At 41.7% G+C, this 16,399-nt stretch carries 17 protein-coding genes; 4 read left to right on the top strand and 13 right to left on the bottom strand.

The genetic code is table 11. The features are described 5' to 3' along the window. The 8 genes from ABNR88_RS03325 to ABNR88_RS03290 form a co-directional block, all read right to left on the bottom strand. A partial coding sequence (locus tag ABNR88_RS03325) for a carbohydrate kinase family protein (RefSeq protein ID WP_291926852.1) occupies nt 1-611 on the bottom strand: 611 nt, incomplete at its 3' end. A 51-nt stretch (nt 612-662) separates the two neighbouring features. Beyond that, nucleotides 663-1,589, bottom strand: coding sequence for a 4-hydroxy-3-methylbut-2-enyl diphosphate reductase (ispH, locus tag ABNR88_RS03320; protein WP_291926849.1), 927 nt, complete (start codon nt 1,587-1,589; stop codon nt 663-665). Next, nucleotides 1,586-1,996 (bottom strand): FKBP-type peptidyl-prolyl cis-trans isomerase, encoded by a 411-nt coding sequence (locus ABNR88_RS03315; RefSeq protein WP_348670035.1) that lies wholly within the window; start codon nt 1,994-1,996, stop codon nt 1,586-1,588. Before ABNR88_RS03315 ends, ispH begins: the two co-directional genes overlap by 4 nt. Beyond that, nucleotides 1,989-2,837, bottom strand: a complete 849-nt coding sequence (gene accD, locus ABNR88_RS03310) for an acetyl-CoA carboxylase, carboxyltransferase subunit beta (RefSeq protein WP_291926843.1) — start codon at nt 2,835-2,837, stop codon at nt 1,989-1,991. Before accD ends, ABNR88_RS03315 begins: the two co-directional genes overlap by 8 nt. A 19-nt stretch (nt 2,838-2,856) precedes the next feature. Continuing rightward, nucleotides 2,857-3,654 carry a tryptophan synthase subunit alpha gene (trpA, locus tag ABNR88_RS03305; protein ID WP_291926840.1) on the bottom strand — a complete coding sequence of 266 codons (798 nt, stop codon included), beginning with the start codon at nt 3,652-3,654 and terminating at the stop codon, nt 2,857-2,859. A gap of 2 nt (nt 3,655-3,656) precedes the next feature. After that, nucleotides 3,657-4,691, bottom strand: a complete 1,035-nt coding sequence (hemE, locus tag ABNR88_RS03300; protein WP_348670033.1) for a uroporphyrinogen decarboxylase — start codon at nt 4,689-4,691, stop codon at nt 3,657-3,659. Between the two features lie 116 nt (nt 4,692-4,807). Next, complete coding sequence (gene rpmE, locus ABNR88_RS03295) at nt 4,808-5,020, bottom strand: 50S ribosomal protein L31 (RefSeq protein WP_291926834.1); 213 nt, start codon at nt 5,018-5,020, stop codon at nt 4,808-4,810. A gap of 84 nt (nt 5,021-5,104) precedes the next feature. After that, entirely contained in the window at nt 5,105-7,519 is a 2,415-nt protein-coding gene (locus ABNR88_RS03290; RefSeq protein ID WP_348670031.1) for a heavy metal translocating P-type ATPase, read from the bottom strand. Between the two features lie 71 nt (nt 7,520-7,590). On the opposite strand from ABNR88_RS03290, the gene ABNR88_RS03285 reads away from it, so the two are divergent. The 4 genes from ABNR88_RS03285 to ABNR88_RS03270 all read left to right on the top strand — a co-directional run bounded on the left by ABNR88_RS03285 (nt 7,591) and on the right by ABNR88_RS03270 (nt 12,241). Further along, the gene (locus ABNR88_RS03285) at nt 7,591-8,250 is read left to right on the top strand and encodes a hypothetical protein (RefSeq protein ID WP_291926828.1); all 660 of its coding nucleotides are present in this window, start codon (nt 7,591-7,593) and stop codon (nt 8,248-8,250) included. After that, on the top strand, nt 8,251-9,609 hold the full coding sequence (gene glmU, locus ABNR88_RS03280) for a bifunctional UDP-N-acetylglucosamine diphosphorylase/glucosamine-1-phosphate N-acetyltransferase GlmU (RefSeq protein WP_291926825.1): 1,359 nt from the start codon (nt 8,251-8,253) through the stop codon (nt 9,607-9,609). It begins immediately after the preceding gene. Next, nucleotides 9,610-10,776 (top strand): MFS transporter, encoded by a 1,167-nt coding sequence (locus tag ABNR88_RS03275; protein WP_291926821.1) that lies wholly within the window; start codon nt 9,610-9,612, stop codon nt 10,774-10,776. Between the two features lie 97 nt (nt 10,777-10,873). After that, nucleotides 10,874-12,241: an L-serine ammonia-lyase gene (locus ABNR88_RS03270; protein ID WP_348670028.1), complete on the top strand. Its 1,368-nt coding sequence runs from the start codon at nt 10,874-10,876 to the stop codon at nt 12,239-12,241. 181 nt (nt 12,242-12,422) lie between these two features. Here the strand turns inward: ABNR88_RS03270 and ABNR88_RS03265 are convergent, their stop codons facing one another. The 5 genes from ABNR88_RS03265 to ABNR88_RS03245 form a co-directional block, all read right to left on the bottom strand. Beyond that, complete coding sequence (locus ABNR88_RS03265) at nt 12,423-13,259, bottom strand: hypothetical protein (RefSeq protein WP_291926815.1); 837 nt, start codon at nt 13,257-13,259, stop codon at nt 12,423-12,425. Between the two features lie 427 nt (nt 13,260-13,686). After that, on the bottom strand, nt 13,687-14,892 hold the full coding sequence (gene trpB / locus ABNR88_RS03260) for a tryptophan synthase subunit beta (RefSeq protein ID WP_291926813.1): 1,206 nt from the start codon (nt 14,890-14,892) through the stop codon (nt 13,687-13,689). Further along, a complete protein-coding gene (locus ABNR88_RS03255) occupies nt 14,889-15,497 on the bottom strand; it encodes a phosphoribosylanthranilate isomerase (RefSeq protein ID WP_291926811.1) in 609 nt (202 codons plus the stop codon). The genes trpB and ABNR88_RS03255 overlap by 4 nt, the downstream gene beginning before the upstream one ends. Further along, complete coding sequence (locus tag ABNR88_RS03250) at nt 15,498-16,205, bottom strand: hypothetical protein (protein WP_291926808.1); 708 nt, start codon at nt 16,203-16,205, stop codon at nt 15,498-15,500. It lies immediately after the preceding gene. Then, nucleotides 16,205-16,387, bottom strand: a complete 183-nt coding sequence (locus ABNR88_RS03245) for a sulfur relay protein DsrC (RefSeq protein ID WP_291926805.1) — start codon at nt 16,385-16,387, stop codon at nt 16,205-16,207. Before ABNR88_RS03245 ends, ABNR88_RS03250 begins: the two co-directional genes overlap by 1 nt. Nucleotides 16,388-16,399: the final 12 nt, after the last annotated feature.

Raw genomic sequence — 16,399 nt, 5'->3', positions numbered from 1 at the left:
GTTTTATCTTGCAACATTTGTGATTCATAATCATTAACAGCTACATAGGTTGCTTGCTCAATAAAAGTAATTAGCTCCTCACCCGAAAACATTGGCATACCTTGTCCAGGATCAAAAATAAAAGGAATTTCAGCATCTGCAAATTGCTTGGCGTGTTCAATCATGCCGTCGCGTCCGTCAGGAGATACAATACCAATATCTGCCACACTTACATCGCTCACTTTGTTTTCATGCGAATTACTCATGGCACCTGGATGAAAAGCGGTAATTTGATTATCATCCATATCCGTGGTAATAAAAGCTTGCCCGGTGTAACTATCCTTAACAACCTTCATATGCGTGGTGTTCATGTGGTGTTTTTCCATCCAATTCATGTAGGGTGTAAAGTCCTCGCCCACGGTTGCCATAGGGATTGAATTAGCACCCAATAAATGTAAATTGTAGGCAATATTACCGCCACAACCACCAAACTCTTTACGCATAGTGGGCACCAAAAATGAGACATTTAACATGTGCACCTTATCTGGCAAAATGTGGTTTTTAAATTGGTCATGAAAGACCATAATTGAATCAAAGGCGTATGATCCGCAAATGAGTGCTGTTTTTTCCATTGCTCGTTCTCCTGTTTTTTATTTAATTCATCATAGGCAAGGCCTATAACACTACCTTAATTCTTCTGGCACGGGAAAGTGCACGTTTTCTTGTGCGCCATCTACTTCTTGCAATTCATCTGCACCGTGATCATACAAATAATTAACCACTTCCTGCACCAGCACTTCTGGCGCTGAAGCGCCTGCCGTCACTCCCACAATATTGGCATTTTTTATCCAATCTTGCTTAATTTCATCTGCGCCGTCAATCAGATAAGCGGGGATGTTCATTTTATCGGCAATCTCACGTAATCGATTTGAGTTGGAGGAATTTCTAGAGCCGAGTACCAATAGCACATCAGCAGATTGCATTAAAGCTTTAACTGCATCTTGTCGATTTTGAGTCGCGTAGCAGATGTCGTCTTTTTTTGGCGCCTTGATATTAGGAAACCTATCCTTAAGTTCGCTAATGATATGCTGAGTATCGTCTACTGATAGTGTTGTTTGAGTGGTGTAAGAAATATTGTCATCCGTGCCAATGTTTAACTGAGCAACATCTTTGCCATCCTCAACCAAAACCACTTGCCGACCTTCGCTTGATTGTCCCAAAGTGCCTTCTACTTCGGGGTGACCCTTATGTCCAATTAAAACAACCTGATGATTTTGCTTTTGCTTGCGCGCCACTTCCTTGTGCACCTTGGTAACTAGAGGGCAGGTGGCATCATAAATAGTTGCATGAATGTGCTGTGCCTGAGTGCGCACCATTTGAGAAACGCCGTGCGCACTAAAAATAACCACTTGCTGATCGGGCACTTCGTTAATTTCTTTAACAAAAATAGCGCCCTTGGACTTAAGATCATTCACGACAAATTTATTATGCACCACCTCATTACGCACATACACCGGCTTGCCATGCAAGGCTAATGCTCGCTCTACGATTTCAATAGCACGATCAACGCCCGCGCAGAATCCACGGGGATTGGCTAAGAGGATTTTCACGATGCTATGTTAAGGACTTTAACTTGAAACGACACATCTGCACCTGCCAGTGGGTGATTAAAATTCACCCGAATCTGGTTGTCTTCAATTTGGTCAATACAGCCAACATAAGCATCACCCGCTGGGGTTTCAAATTCAACTGCTGCGTCTAGCTCAAAGTTAAAGTCTTTTGGAAACTCATCACGTGGCATAAACTGGAAAGCCTCATCATAACACTCGCCAAAGGCTTCAGAAGCGCCGAGTAAAAAGGTTTGTAATTCACCTAATTTAGCATCGAGTACGCATTTTTCTAAACAAGGGTCGAGTTGGCCATCGCCCACCTCAAATACTAAAGGTTGATCCCAGGCCTCGTCTACCAAGGCGCCATTTGCATGACTAAGTTTGTAATGAATGGAGTAGTTAGCCATTATTAAACGTCATTGCGCTTAATAGGGTGTGCACTTGTTTACGCAATTCGTGACGATGAATGATTAGATCAATAGCACCTTTTTCCAATAAAAATTCACTGCGTTGAAAGCCTTCAGGTAATTCCTCGCGCACAGTCTGCTCCACCACTCTAGGGCCGGCAAAACCTATTAAAGCGTTTGGCTCAGCAATATGAATATCGCCTAACATGGCAAAACTGGCTGAAACGCCACCCATGGTTGGATCTGTCAAGATGGAAATGAAAGGTACTTTTTTATCGCTTAATAGCTTTACCATTAATGAAGTTTTACTCATCTGCATGAGTGAGAACAAACCTTCTTGCATGCGCGCACCACCTGAGGCAGAAAAACAAATTAAAGGTGCGCCGGTTTTGATACTTTCCTGGGCAGCACGGACAAATTTCTCGCCCACAACTGAACCCATCGAACCACCCATAAATTTAAACTCAAATGCAGCAACCACTACTGGCATGCCTTCTAAAGTACCGGTTTTAACAATCAGCGCGTCTTTTTCATTAGTGGCTTTTTGCGCTTGTAAATAGCGATCTTTGTATTTTTTCTGGTCTTTAAATTTTAGCGGGTCAACAGCGACTAGATTTGGTGCAATTTCTTCTTGGCCTTTTTCATCTAAAAAACTTTCAAGTCGAACACGAGCTGAGATACGCATGTGATAATCACATTTTGGGCAAACGTATACCGCCTCTTGCAACTCCTCAGTATAAATAGTCGATTCACATTTTGGACACTTACTCCATAATCCTTCTGGAATATTCTTTTTAACAACATTAGTAATTGACGGTAAGATTTTTTCTAGCCAGCTCATGTCTAAATCCTTGTTTTAATTATTTAATGGCAGCAGAAATTTCATTTGCTAAATTTCCAACGCTTTCTAACATTTTATCCTTATCGCTTGCATATTGTTCAACAAATGCAACCAATGACGATCCAACAATAACCGCATCGGCATTAGTAGAGATGGCCTTGGCGGTTTGTGCATCTTTAATACCAAAGCCTACGCCAACCGGCAGGCTAATGTGACGCCTAATTCTGGATAGGTTATGGGTGACTGCATCAATATCTAAATGCCCAGCGCCTGTTACCCCTTTGAGAGAGACAAAGTAAACAAAGCCAGAGGCAATTGTTGCCAAAAATTCAATGCGTGCATCGGTTGTTGTTGGTGCGACTAGGAAAATAAAATCAACCCCTGTCACATCTAAATTTTGCTTGAGATCGTGCGCTTCTTCAGGTGGCATGTCCACTACTAACACACCATCAACACCACTTCGGCTGGCGTCTTTAGCAAAAGCTTGGTAGCCATAAACCTCAATTGGATTTAAGTAGCCCATCAATACAATGGCCGTTGTATTGTTGACTACTCTGAATTTTTCCACTAAAGTCAGAACATCTCTCAAACTTACGCCTGCTGCCACTGCACGCTCATGAGATTTGGCGATCGTAGGGCCGTCTGCCATTGGATCAGAAAAAGGCACGCCAAGCTCGATGATATCGGCACCATTTTTTACCAGGGTAAGCATTAACTCATAAGTATTATCTAGGCCACTATCTCCAGCAGTAATAAAGGGAATAAACGCTTTATGCCCTTTTGGCAAGTCAGCAAATACTGATGATAATCTTGACATGACTACTTGGCGCTAAATTCGTGCACTGCATCAACAAGAACTTTCATATTCTCTGGGTTAACGTCTGGAGTAATGCCATGGCCTAAATTGAAAATATGACCTGTATCGCCTTGAAATTGGTCTAGCACTTTTTTAACTTCAGTTCTTATAATTTCAGGCGTGGCATACATAACTGCGGGGTCCAGATTACCCTGAATGGCGACTTTATCACCAATTTGGCGCTCAACATCACCCAGCTCTACTGTCCAATCAATACCCACACCATCGCAACCCGTAGCAGCAATTTCACCCAAATGCTTACCACCATTTTTACTAAATAAAGTAATCGGTGTATTTGGATGTTTAGCCTTAACACCATTCACAATTTTTTGCATATAGTTCAGTGAAAAATCTAGATAATTTTGCTTGGATAAAACCCCACCCCAAGTATCAAACACCATCAAACTATCCGCGCCACTTTGCACTTGCTGATCTAAATAAGCAATGACACTGCTGGCGAGTTTGTCTAATAATAGGTGCAACATTTGTGGCTCGTTAAAAAGCATGGCCTTGGTTTTAGCAAAGGTTTTACTACTACCACCTTCAATCATATAAGTGGCCAATGTCCAAGGGCTGCCACTAAATCCAATGAGTGGCGCACGAGTGCCTAAAGCAGATTTAATGGTGGAAACGCCATCAAAAACATAAGTCAAATCATTGTTGACTTCTGTAGGGAGAGCCTCAATGTCTGCCAGGTTTTGAATTGGTCGTTCAAATTTCGGCCCTTCACCTTCGCTAAAATATAGCCCTAATCCCATCGCATCAGGAATGGTAAGAATATCTGAAAATAAAATGGCCGCATCCAAATCAAAACGATCAATCGGCTGCATGGTGACTTCACAAGCCAACTCTGGATTTTTGCACAAGCTCATAAAATCGCCAGCTTGTTTGCGCGTAGCGCGATACTCAGGCAAATAGCGCCCTGCTTGACGCATCACCCAAATTGGCGTGCGTGTTGTTGGCTTTTTTGATAGTGCGTTAAGGTAATCGAATGACATAGACTCATGGATAAAAAAAGAATGCCATAATTATAACGATATTTGGCTATATATCCTATTCAATCGGGCATAAAAAAAGCCACATAAATGTGGCTTTTTGCTTAAATGCATTCGCTTTATCTTTTGAATGCACCAAAACGTGATTTAAATTTCTCAACACGTCCAGCACTGTCCATAATTTTTTGCTTACCTGTGTAAAAAGGATGACAGCTTGAACATACATCTAAATGTAATTCTTCTTTGCCTACCGTTGAGCGAGTATCGAATGTGTTACCGCATGAGCAAACTACTTTAACGGTGTCATAATTAGGATGAATATCTGTTTTCATGTTTGTATATAAGTTTAAATCTCAAAAGAGAGCGAATTATATACTATTTGTGCTCGTAGCGCTTTATTTTTTATCAGTTTGTTTTTATTTCTTTCTAAGTCGCGCCGCATTGCCAATCACGATGAGTGAACTAATGGGCATTGCAATAGCTGCAAATAGCGGTGTTACCTTTGCCATCATTGCTAAAGGCACCATGAGTGCGTTATACAACAATGCAAAAGTAATGTTTTGTTTGATGGCTTGACTGGTGCGTTGAGCCAAACTCATCATGGTTAAAATTGGGGTTAATGTTGATTTTAACAAAACGACGTCTGCATGATTAATGGACACATCACTACCAGAGCCAATTGCCATACTGGTATCAGCCCGCACCAATGCAGGTGCATCATTCACTCCATCGCCAATCATGAGGACGCGATGATGCTGCTGCAATTGCTTAATATAATTCGCCTTATCTTCTGGCAGCGCTTGCGCCACCACATGCTCAATACCTAAATATTTCGCCACTTTTTGTGTCACCACTTGGCTATCGCCACTGAGAATACTAACTTGTTTGCCAGTTGCGAGTAGTTGGGTAATTGTAGCTTTGGCATCTGGTTTAATCTGATCAGATAACGCTACAAACCCCAGCACCTGGTCTTGAGTCGAACACCAAATACAACTAGAACCTTGCAACTCAATTTGTTGAGAGTTTTTTAGCATGTCGGTGTCCACCTGTTGGCCGCTGTCCACAAACGACAATTTGCCGATTTTATAAGAGACTCCATCGATACTAGCGCTAACACCCTGGCCCGGCGCGGATTGAAAGTCATTCGTTGTTAACAATGCGTGTTGGTTTTCAACCACTATAGCTTGCGCCAAAGGGTGCTCTGAATACTTTTCAATGCTGGCCATAATTTGCATTAAATCGGGTTGTTTGTTTAATTGTTTAACGGTAGCGTGAACCACTTTCTCAACCTTAAATTCACCCAAAGTCAGTGTACCTGTTTTATCAAAAACAACCCAATCAACCTGATTTAACACCTCTAAGGCGTCACTATTTTTGATCAGCATTTTTTCTTTAATGGCAGCACCACTAGCTACTGCAATACTCATTGGCGTGGCCAATCCAAAGGCGCAAGGACAAGTAATAATCAGCACGCTCGTGGCACTTAACAAGGCCAAATCAAAGTCATGTGGATACCAATAAACAAAGGTGGCCAGCGCAAGAAATATCGTCACACCAACAAAATACGGAATAATTTTATCAATACTACAAACGATGGCGCTTTTGCTATATTGGGTGTTTTCTACCAAGCTCACAATCTTGCCCAAAACCGATTGCTTTAGCGTTTTGGTTACAACTATCTCTAACGCCCCCTGACCATTAACCGACCCTGCAAACACCTCATCACCTAGATTTTTTACCACTGGCCTAGATTCACCGCTGAGTAGCGACTCATCTGCCTCACTCATGCCTGAAAACACACATCCATCAACTGGAATTCGCTCACCCGGTCTGATCAGCACCTTGTCATTGATGTTAATCGCTCCAACTGGGGTGATAATTTCGTCTTTATCTTTAATCACCAGGGCAACTTTAGGCTGTAGTTGCTGCAAAGAGCTAGACGCTGAAATAGAGGATTTTTTGGCCGAACCCTCTAAATAGCGTCCAATCAAAATTACAAAAATAAAATTCACCACTGTATCAAAATACACCTCGCCTTTAGTCGAAAAGCCAAGCAGTACATAAACAGAATAAAAATAAGTCGTCAGTGCGCCAATGCTAATGGGTACATCCATATTCATTAGACCATTTCTAAGCCCGTTGTAAGCACTCTTTAAAAACCCAAATCCTGAATAAAAAAGTGTGGGCGTCGCTAGAGCAAACCCCAACCATTGGAAATATTGATGATACTTACCTTCGCTGGCACCGGTATATAGGGCAACAGAAATCCACAATAAGTTCATCATAGTAAAGGCGGCAAACCCAATTCTATAAAGCATGGCCCGATTGGACTTGTTCGCCAACTGCTCTGCTATATTTTGCTCAAATGGCATGGCGCTATAACCCAAATCTGCCAAACGCTGCATGATTTGAGATAGCTGAATATCGCCATCACTCCAGCTTAGTCGAATGCGCTTGTCGGTTAAATTTGCACGCACCCAATTTACCCCTGCTAACGAGCCAATGGCTTTTTCAATCAGCCATACACAAGCGGCACAATGAATGGTGTCGCTAATCAGGGTGATAATATTTTCACCGGAAGGTGCCGATTCTAAAAAAGGCTGTTGAAAGGCTGGCGCGTCGTAAAACTCAAGCGGATACTCGAGTGCCACTGCCGGCAAAACCGAGCTGGTCTGCTGTGTGTAGAACTCACCCAGCCCACTTTGATGAATTGTTTGACAAACGCTAGCACAACCCACACAACAAAAATCTTGGGGTGTTTGGTCAATATTCATCTGGATGCGATTACGACTGGTTACTTCCAGTCCGCAGTGAAAACAAGCGTTACTCATAAAGGCTAATTTTATTGTATTTAAAGGCTTATGCGTTTACAATATAACTCAAGTTAAAACGATTTTTCTGTATGAAACGCATTCTATTATTAATTCTATTTACTATTTTCAGTATCCCCAGTTTAGCCGGTGAACAAATCCGACTCTACAAGCAATATGTGGTGGGCATGCCCAAGGTTTTTTTGCAAAAAGCCCACGTACTCGAAGATTGCTCTGACAGATATGAACAAGGCACATTATGTCTAAAAAATCACTCCTTGGCGGGTGAAGATGCCGAGTTAGCCTTTCGCTTTCTTAACGACCGCCTAGTTTCTACTGCGCTTGTTCTACCTTTATCTGAAGTGAGCAAGGTCAAAAAAATGTTTCACGTACTGAAAACTCAGTTTGATTTAGTCTTAATTGAAGACGGAAAGGAAAAATTTGACATTTTAGAAGTCAGTGCCAATACCTTTAATAAAGATGAATTCACAAAAATGATTGCAGAATTTGAGAACGAAGCCTATCAAAAACATAGTATCAAGTACACCTTTATTAGCAAACAAGAGTTTGTAGAGCAGTCTAGAAAATCTCGTAATTTTTCCGATATTTTTAAAGATGCTCCTATTCAAATGCGCGCCGCCACTTATAGCGTCGGACGTAAAGACGGGCAAGTTATCGCCACCATTAGCTTTATTGTTCCCGGCATTACCGAAAGCTATCTTGATCAAAACCCTATTGTTGAAGACTTTTAAATGACTAACATTCACGCCATTATTCTGGCAGCGGGCAAAGGCACGCGCATGAATTCATCCAAACCTAAGGTCTTGCAAATTTTGGCAGACAATACCCTCTTAGGACACGTACTTAAACAAGCAAAACTAGTTAGCCAGCAAATTCATGTGGTTTATGGCTTTGGTGGCAATCAAGTTAAACAAACAATTAATGATGATTCAATCAACTGGGTTGAGCAAGTAGAACAACTCGGCACTGGCCACGCCGTACAACAGGCAACTCCACATATTGAAGAGGATTCAGTATCCCTAATTCTATATGGCGATGTGCCTTTGATTCAGCAAACAACCTTAGAGCAACTAATCGATGCATCTAAAACCTCAGGCATTGCCCTGCTGTCGGTGGTCTTAGAAGATCCAACAGGATACGGGCGCATCATTCGTAACAACGAAACCATTCAAGCCATTGTTGAACAAAAAGATGCAAACGTTGAGCAGCTCAAAGTATGTGAAGTAAACACCGGCATCATGGCAGTTCAAACGGCATTGCTCAAAAAATACTTAAGCGGCCTAGATGCAAACAATGCTCAAGGCGAGCTCTACTTAACTGATATCATCGAGTCGGCTGTTAACGATGGCAAAACTGTTGCTTCTGTAATTACCATAGATGAGTCTGAAGTTGCGGGTGTGAATGACAAAGTTCAGCTAGCCGAACTTGAGCGTATTTACCAACAGCAAAAATCTGATCAATATATGCAACAAGGTCTTAGCCTTAAAGATCCATCACGCTTTGATTGTCGTGGTGATCTAAGCTTCGGACAAGATTGTGAAATTGACTTTAACACCTTGATTGAAGGGGTTGTCACTCTGGGAAATAACACAACAATTGCACCTAATTGTTGTATAAAAAACTCTAAAATTGGCGATCATGTGACTATCTTGGCAAATTCTGTCATTGAAGATGCCGTCATTGGCAACGGCGCTTCAATCGGTCCATTTGCCCGTGTTCGCCCTCAAGCCGACATTGGAGAAAACGCTAAAGTTGGTAACTTTGTCGAAGTCAAAAAGTCCATTATCGGTAAAGGCTCAAAAATTTCACACCTTAGCTATGTCGGCGATGCTACCGTAGGAGCTGATGTTAATATCGGTGCCGGAGTAATTACGTGTAATTATGACGGCGTCAACAAGCATCAAACTATCATTGGTGATGGCGCCTTTATTGGCTCAGACTCGCAATTGGTCGCCCCTGTTACTATTGGTAAAAATGCCACCATTGGTGCAGGATCTACCATTACTGCTAGCGCCCCAGAGGATCAACTAACCTTGAGCAGATCTAAACAACGAGTTTTTCCGAGTTGGAACAGACCAGTCAAAAAATAAATGCTCACCCTACCTAAAAATGTCTGGCTGTTAACCGCTGGGCTGGCACTATTTATGTCACTCAGCGTCTTTGTGATTTTTCTAGGCGGTATTATTGGTCAAAATTTAGCGCCCATGGATAGCCTGTCAACCCTACCAGTCGCGCTTCTGGTGGTTGGCACGGCAAGCTTTATCATTCCAATAAATCGCATTATGTCACACCTAGGCAGGCGCCAAACTTTTCTAGGCGTTTGTATTTATACCTTGGTGATTATTACACTGGCCATTACCGCTCTCAACATCCAGTCTTTTTATCTATTTTGCACAGCCACTTTTCTATTTGGCGTCACCACCGCCACCATGAACCAATTTAGGTTTGCAGCAATTGAAAGTGTTGATCACCACTTAAGCGCCACTGCCACATCAGCAGTACTGGTTGGCGGCTTAATTTCTGCCTATTTAGGCCCTGAAATCGCCATCCTAGGACAAGATTTATTCAGCACTCAATTTGTTGGATCTTTTGCCTTACTCAGCCTGAGCTTCATAATGGCCTTTACATTGCTTTGGTTTTATCAACCGTATGCTGTCGCTTCTGAAAATCATTCATCTTCAGGTAGAAGCTTACACACCATTGTGAAGCAGCGAGTCTTTATCATTGCCATGTCCAGTTCAGCAATTGGCTACGTGGTGATGAGCTATATCATGACTGCCACACCGATGAGCATGCACGTCATTGATGGATTTTCACTAGAACACACCAAGTTTGTCATCCAGTCGCACGTCATCGCCATGTTTTTACCTTCGCTATTCACCCCTTGGATTGTAAAACTATTAGGCCTAAGCAAAATGATGCTTATTGGGGTCTTGTTGTATTTTGTCTGTATCGCCATTGCTCTTTCAGGTCACGCACTCAATAATTACTGGGTAGCCTTAATTCTATTAGGACTGGGCTGGAATTTCTTATTTATTGGTGGCACCAGCCTCTTGCCAAACTCCTACATCGATGCTGAAAAATTTAAAGTTCAGTCTGTTAATGACTTCCTAATTTTTAGTCTTCAAGCCATCGCTTCTCTGTCTGCAGGCTGGTTTGTGTTTAATTTTGGCTGGGAAGTGGTGTTATTGTCTGTTGTGCCGCTATTAATTGCTCAATTTATTTTACTATTTTGGTGGCTAAAAGTTAAAACATAGATTCTGGCTCTATACAATCAGCCAAATAAAATCATGTCGCAAAAATATACTAGTATGATTGAGTCATTACTATTGACAGCATCGACTGGTATTTTTTATGTTTATTAGCGTTTTAGAGTTGTTCAAGGTAGGCATTGGGCCGTCAAGCTCCCACACCATGGGGCCAATGGTAGCAGCGCATACCTTTGTCAGTCGCGTACGGTTGCAGCCTACTCAAATGGGAACCCACCTACGCTGCACATTAAAAGACTCTTTGGCGCATACCGGCATTGGCCATTCAACTAATTCGGCCATTATTTTAGGATTGCATGGCTATTTACCAGAGGATCTATCTCTCTCTGACGTAGACAGCCTCACGAATCAATTACAACATCAAACAACAATTTCACTGGAGTCAGACTGCAGCATTAAATTTGACGCTGAAAAATCCATTATTTTTGATACACAACACTCACTACCTGAGCATCCAAATGGTATGGTGTTTGAGTGGCTGGATGCATCAGACCAAATACTCCTGACACAGACTTACTTCTCCATTGGCGGTGGATTTATCACCACGCTGGCAGATATTCACCAACTCCAAGCCCCGATGCTTAGCCAGTCTAAAGCACAATTTCCATACGCATTTGACTCTGCCAATGCCATGCTGGCCATGTCAAAAGAAAGCAAGCTTTCAATTGCAAAAATGAAACAAGCCAACGAAACCCAAAGTCTTTCTCTGAAATCTCTAGAGCAAGGTTTGGATAAAATTTGGCAGTCCATGGAGATCTGTATTGAAAAAGGCTTGCAAGGTGAAGGCACATTGCCTGGCGGTTTAAATACGCCCAGACGCGCCAAAAATATACACCAACAGCTCGAACAAGATCCGGAAAATGCTGATGTAAATGATTGGCTATGCGCTTACGCCATGGCGGTAAATGAGGAAAATGCTTCAGGTCACATGGTGGTAACAGCGCCAACTAATGGCGCTGCTGGCATTATTCCGGCTATTTTGTATTATCTGGCGCACCACCAAAATGCCAATCAGCAGCAAATCTATGATTTTTTATTAACTGCAGCAGCTATCGGCGGCTTAATCAAACACAAAAGCTCAATCTCAGGGGCTGAAGTGGGCTGTCAAGGGGAGGTCGGATCCGCCTCTTCCATGGCTGCAGCTGGGCTATGCGCTGCTAAAGGAGGCACAACTGCACAGATTGAAAACGCCGCAGAAATTGCACTCGAGCATCACCTAGGGCTAACTTGCGATCCTGTTAAGGGCTTGGTACAAATTCCTTGTATCGAGCGCAATGGCTTTGGTGCAATTAGCGCTTATCTCGCCGCTTCTCTAGCACTAAAAGAAAGTGGAGAGCATTTAATTTCCCTAGATCGCTGTATTGAAACCATGAAAAAAACAGGGCTTGATATGTCCAGCAAATATAAAGAAACTTCTCTTGGCGGCTTAGCACTCAGCATGACTGAATGCTAGCTAGCGCAACATCCATTACTTAACTAAATGATTTTTACCATTTTTAGCAATTTTTTCTTCAACCATCTCTGCAAAGTTCACATCTAACTCTAGATAGGAAAACACTCTACTATTCTCTATGCTGCCGCCAATGTGTAATTTACACTTAGACCATACGAAATAAAAAATTTAAAAATACCGTCTAATCAATACGTTTCATAATCCAATTATTCATAACATCAGTTACATCAGGCTCGTTTCCAGAAAACGAGTGATGGGTGTTTTTAAAACATTGACTTGCAGGAGAAGATCCGCCCTGATCATAACCACCAGTTATCATTGTTATTGTAGCGTCTTCTGAAGGCAGACTATTTTTAAACCTTTTTGTAATATGCATATCTTTTGTACTAGGACACTTATCATACTTATGATTAACAAATAATACTGGTACGTTAACATTTCTATAATCTGTATCGTACAAACTGCCACACCATTTACATTTACGACTTGCTATCCCTGATAACAAAATAATTCCAGAAACCTTTTCTGGATGTTTATTGTAGTATTTGATAGATTTGATTGAGCCTGTGCTTATACCAGCAACGAAAATGGGCGTTTTAATCTCATCCAGATCAATATCATCTGCCTCATCACACGGTGGGATTATTACTGTAATATTGTCCATTCGTTCAAACTCCCAGCTACTTACATTTGTTCGACAATGTTTTCCACCCGCTAAGAATATTAACGTTGCTTTCTCATCAGTAATTCTCTCACTTGCATCACCGACACCAGGCATAGGTATACCCCATTTTTTTGCAAACTCTTGTGCAGTTATAAACCCATCACCATTAAAATCAATTTTATCAAAAATAAATTCTGGCTTATCCCATTCATCTAAGCTGACTTTTCCATCACCATTACTATCTCTCTTACTAACTGCCATGTTAGGATTTTTTGCCCAAACCGCAGAAGAAAAGACAATACTCAAGCCGACAGTAAAACTCATTAATAAACTAATCGTTGATTTTTTATGCATTTTCACCCCTCAAGAAAAACAATCGAACCACAATTGTACCTTGCAGGCCACATTGACAGATTAAAAATTCGGAAATTATTAAAATGGTGTTTTTAATAAAAAAATACCAAATATGGGCACATTTAGCTCAAATTACACATAAAATTCAATAAATATGGTGTTTTTAACTGAAATAATGAAAATATTAGCCATAAATCAGTCGAAAATTCTCATTTTTAAGAAAAAATAGATTGATTTAGATTAAATTTATAAAATTTTCTAAATTTTTGATAGAAAAATCCTTGATAAAAACTAACTTTAGAGGTGTTTTAGGATGGTATTTTTTTATTATCGCAAGGAAGTAATGCGCGCAAAAGTCGAAGTGTATTAACTAATACATAAGACCTCAAGTATGGAAACTGCCGCAGTGATTATGAAAAATTATATTCTAAAACTGAATGCCTTCGATTTCAGCGATCGTATGAATATCCTTATCGCCACGACCCGAAAGATTGATAATAATGTGTTTGTCTTTGTCAAGTGTTTGAGCTAGCTTAATGCCGTAAGCCACGGCGTGCGAAGATTCTAGTGCTGGCAAAATACCCTCAACCTTGGTAAGTGTATGAAAAGCATCAAGCGCCTCTTTATCGGTAATTGCTACGTATTGCGCGCGTCCCGAATCTTTCAAGTATGCGTGTTCAGGGCCCACTCCTGGATAATCCAATCCAGCTGAAATTGAATGACCTTCAATAATTTGGCCATTTTCATCTTCCATGAGATAAGTGCGATTCCCGTGCAAGACCCCTACATTTCCTGCACACAAAGGTGCAGCGTGCGCTGTTGGGCCTTTTTCAAGACCATGTCCAGCAGCTTCTACGCCATAAATTTCAACTGACTTGTCATCAATAAATTCATGAAAAAGTCCAATGGCATTTGAACCGCCACCAACACAAGCCACCAAGGCATCAGGCAAACCACCAATTTGATCGGCAAATTGCACTTTTGCCTCTTTGCCGATAATGCTTTGAAAATCACGCACCATCATTGGATAAGGATGCGGACCTGCCACTGTACCAATGATATAAAAAGTGTCATCAATATTGGTAACCCAGTCGCGCATGGCTTCATTTAGAGCATCTTTTAGGGTTTTTGACCCAGAAGTCACCGGGATCACAGTTGCCCCAAGTAACTTCATGCGAAATACATTTAAAGCTTGGCGAGCGACATCTACCTCGCCCATATAAACTACACACTCCAAGCCTAAACGCGCTGCTACTGTTGCGGTTGCAACGCCGTGTTGGCCTGCACCGGTTTCGGCAATAATGCGTGTTTTTCCCATGCGTTTGGCTAATAATGCCTGGCCAATGGTGTTGTTGACCTTATGTGCACCCGTGTGATTTAAATCTTCACGCTTAAGATGAATTTGTGCACCGCCAAGCTTTTTACTCAAATTTTGTGCATGATAAAGTGGCGTCGTACGCCCTACATAATGCTTGAGGTCATGCTCAAATTCACGAATAAACTCTTCGTCATCTTTATACTTTGTGTACGCATTTTGCAATTCTGTAATTGCTGTCATTAATGTTTCTGCGATGAATACGCCGCCATATTGCTCAAAATGGCCGTTATCGTCTGGTAAATTATAATTACTCATAAATTTGCTTGTTTAATGAATTGCTTAATTTTTTCAAGATCTTTAATGCCTTTTGCGCTTTCTACGCCACTAGAAACATCCAGTGCGTATGGGCTAACTTGACTCGCCGCTTGCTGAGCAGTGTCAGGGTTTAGCCCTCCTGCTAAGATAATCGGTAAGTCAATATCGACCTTAGCTAGTGTCCAATCAAAACGCTCACCTGTGCCACCATAAGTGTCAGGATTATAGGCATCTAGCAACAAGCCACTAGCCTGCTGGTATGCTTGTGCTAACTGCTCGATATTAGTTTGCTCGTTAACCCGCAAAGCTTTAATAAAAGGCATGGCATATTGCGCGCAATCTTCAGGAGTTTCATCGCCATGGAATTGCAAGGTATCGAGCGGCACTTCGCACAACACTTCATCTATAAAATGTGAATCTGCGTTAACAAAAAGCCCAACTCTATTAATAAAAGGCGGTAAAGCCTGAACAATTTCTAAAGCACGTTCAACTTCAACATGGCGTGGTGATTTTTCATAAAAAACCAGTCCAATCGCATCAATACCGAGCATGGATGCGTCGTATGCATTTTGTGCTTGAGTAAATCCGCAAACTTTAATTTTCATCTATTTACCTTCAGCGTCGAGTTTTGCTCTAATAGCATCACGATCAACCCACCAAGTATCGCCAACCAACTGATCAACCGCGCTAGAAAGCTTAGGCAAGAATACTTCCGGCTTATCAAGTTGCAAGGTCCTGCGCCATAAATCAAACGTTGATTGGTCAGTTACGTGTGAATGTTCATCCGCAACTGAAGCAATCATCTGCGAGGCAAAGAAAGTAAGATCATCATCCGCACCGCGACGAATGGAGACAATATAGTGTGCCACTGCCGCTGCGTAAGCCTTGGTATCTGCGCCTTTTGGAGACTCTTCCACCAGGTGCTGGAGCATAGCCACGGTAATTTCAGGATCAATTGGGAAAGTAATGCCTAACCAAAGCGCATGGCCTAATGCTTTTAGCGCATCAGGACCTTCGGACAAAAACATCGCGTCGCAAGCTTCTGTTGCCTGCTCCCAGAGCTCATTGTCCTTGGCAAGATCAAAAGCCATCATAGCCTTCTCCCAAGCATCTGCACCCTTATAGCGCTCCACCTGAATACGAGCAATCTCGAGCAGGGTGTTAATTCTGTCTTCAACCGCTGTTTCTGCTGTTTGCTCTGCTAATTGTTTTTCAAAAAACTCAAGGCGTGCGAATAGCTGCTCTTCATTTGCATACAAATCTTCACCGTCTTCAGCGTCAAAAATTTGCTCTTTATTGAGGTATTTTCCCATTAGTAAAATGCCGCCTCAAGGCGGTCCTCCCAGTTGTCAGGGGTATTTTGATAATCAGGTTTAACATCCATACGGAAAAAACGCTCATCTGACGCCTTTGAAATGGTTTTAAGTACAGAAACCAACTCTTCAAAATCATCAATTTGTGGATTGGCAATTATTATTTCGCTAATTAACAACATAACTCTTTGTAT

This window comes from uncultured Candidatus Thioglobus sp., from assembly GCF_963981275.1.
Lineage (GTDB): Bacteria > Pseudomonadota > Gammaproteobacteria > PS1 > Pseudothioglobaceae > Thioglobus_A.
This window is presented reverse-complemented; position numbering and strand designations above follow the sequence as displayed.

Coding starts and splice junctions, on each gene's coding strand:
- ABNR88_RS03315 (WP_348670035.1), bottom strand. CDS start 1,996: ATGGCTAACTACTCCATTCATTACAAACTTAGTCATGCAAATGGCGCC.
- accD (WP_291926843.1), bottom strand. CDS start 2,837: ATGAGCTGGCTAGAAAAAATCTTACCGTCAATTACTAATGTTGTTAAA.
- trpA (WP_291926840.1), bottom strand. CDS start 3,654: ATGTCAAGATTATCATCAGTATTTGCTGACTTGCCAAAAGGGCATAAA.
- hemE (WP_348670033.1), bottom strand. CDS start 4,691: ATGTCATTCGATTACCTTAACGCACTATCAAAAAAGCCAACAACACGC.
- rpmE (WP_291926834.1), bottom strand. CDS start 5,020: ATGAAAACAGATATTCATCCTAATTATGACACCGTTAAAGTAGTTTGC.
- ABNR88_RS03290 (WP_348670031.1), bottom strand. CDS start 7,519: ATGAGTAACGCTTGTTTTCACTGCGGACTGGAAGTAACCAGTCGTAAT.
- ABNR88_RS03285 (WP_291926828.1), top strand. CDS start 7,591: ATGAAACGCATTCTATTATTAATTCTATTTACTATTTTCAGTATCCCC.
- glmU (WP_291926825.1), top strand. CDS start 8,251: ATGACTAACATTCACGCCATTATTCTGGCAGCGGGCAAAGGCACGCGC.
- ABNR88_RS03275 (WP_291926821.1), top strand. CDS start 9,610: ATGCTCACCCTACCTAAAAATGTCTGGCTGTTAACCGCTGGGCTGGCA.
- ABNR88_RS03270 (WP_348670028.1), top strand. CDS start 10,874: ATGTTTATTAGCGTTTTAGAGTTGTTCAAGGTAGGCATTGGGCCGTCA.
- ABNR88_RS03265 (WP_291926815.1), bottom strand. CDS start 13,259: ATGCATAAAAAATCAACGATTAGTTTATTAATGAGTTTTACTGTCGGC.
- trpB (WP_291926813.1), bottom strand. CDS start 14,892: ATGAGTAATTATAATTTACCAGACGATAACGGCCATTTTGAGCAATAT.
- ABNR88_RS03255 (WP_291926811.1), bottom strand. CDS start 15,497: ATGAAAATTAAAGTTTGCGGATTTACTCAAGCACAAAATGCATACGAC.
- ABNR88_RS03250 (WP_291926808.1), bottom strand. CDS start 16,205: ATGGGAAAATACCTCAATAAAGAGCAAATTTTTGACGCTGAAGACGGT.
- ABNR88_RS03245 (WP_291926805.1), bottom strand. CDS start 16,387: ATGTTGTTAATTAGCGAAATAATAATTGCCAATCCACAAATTGATGAT.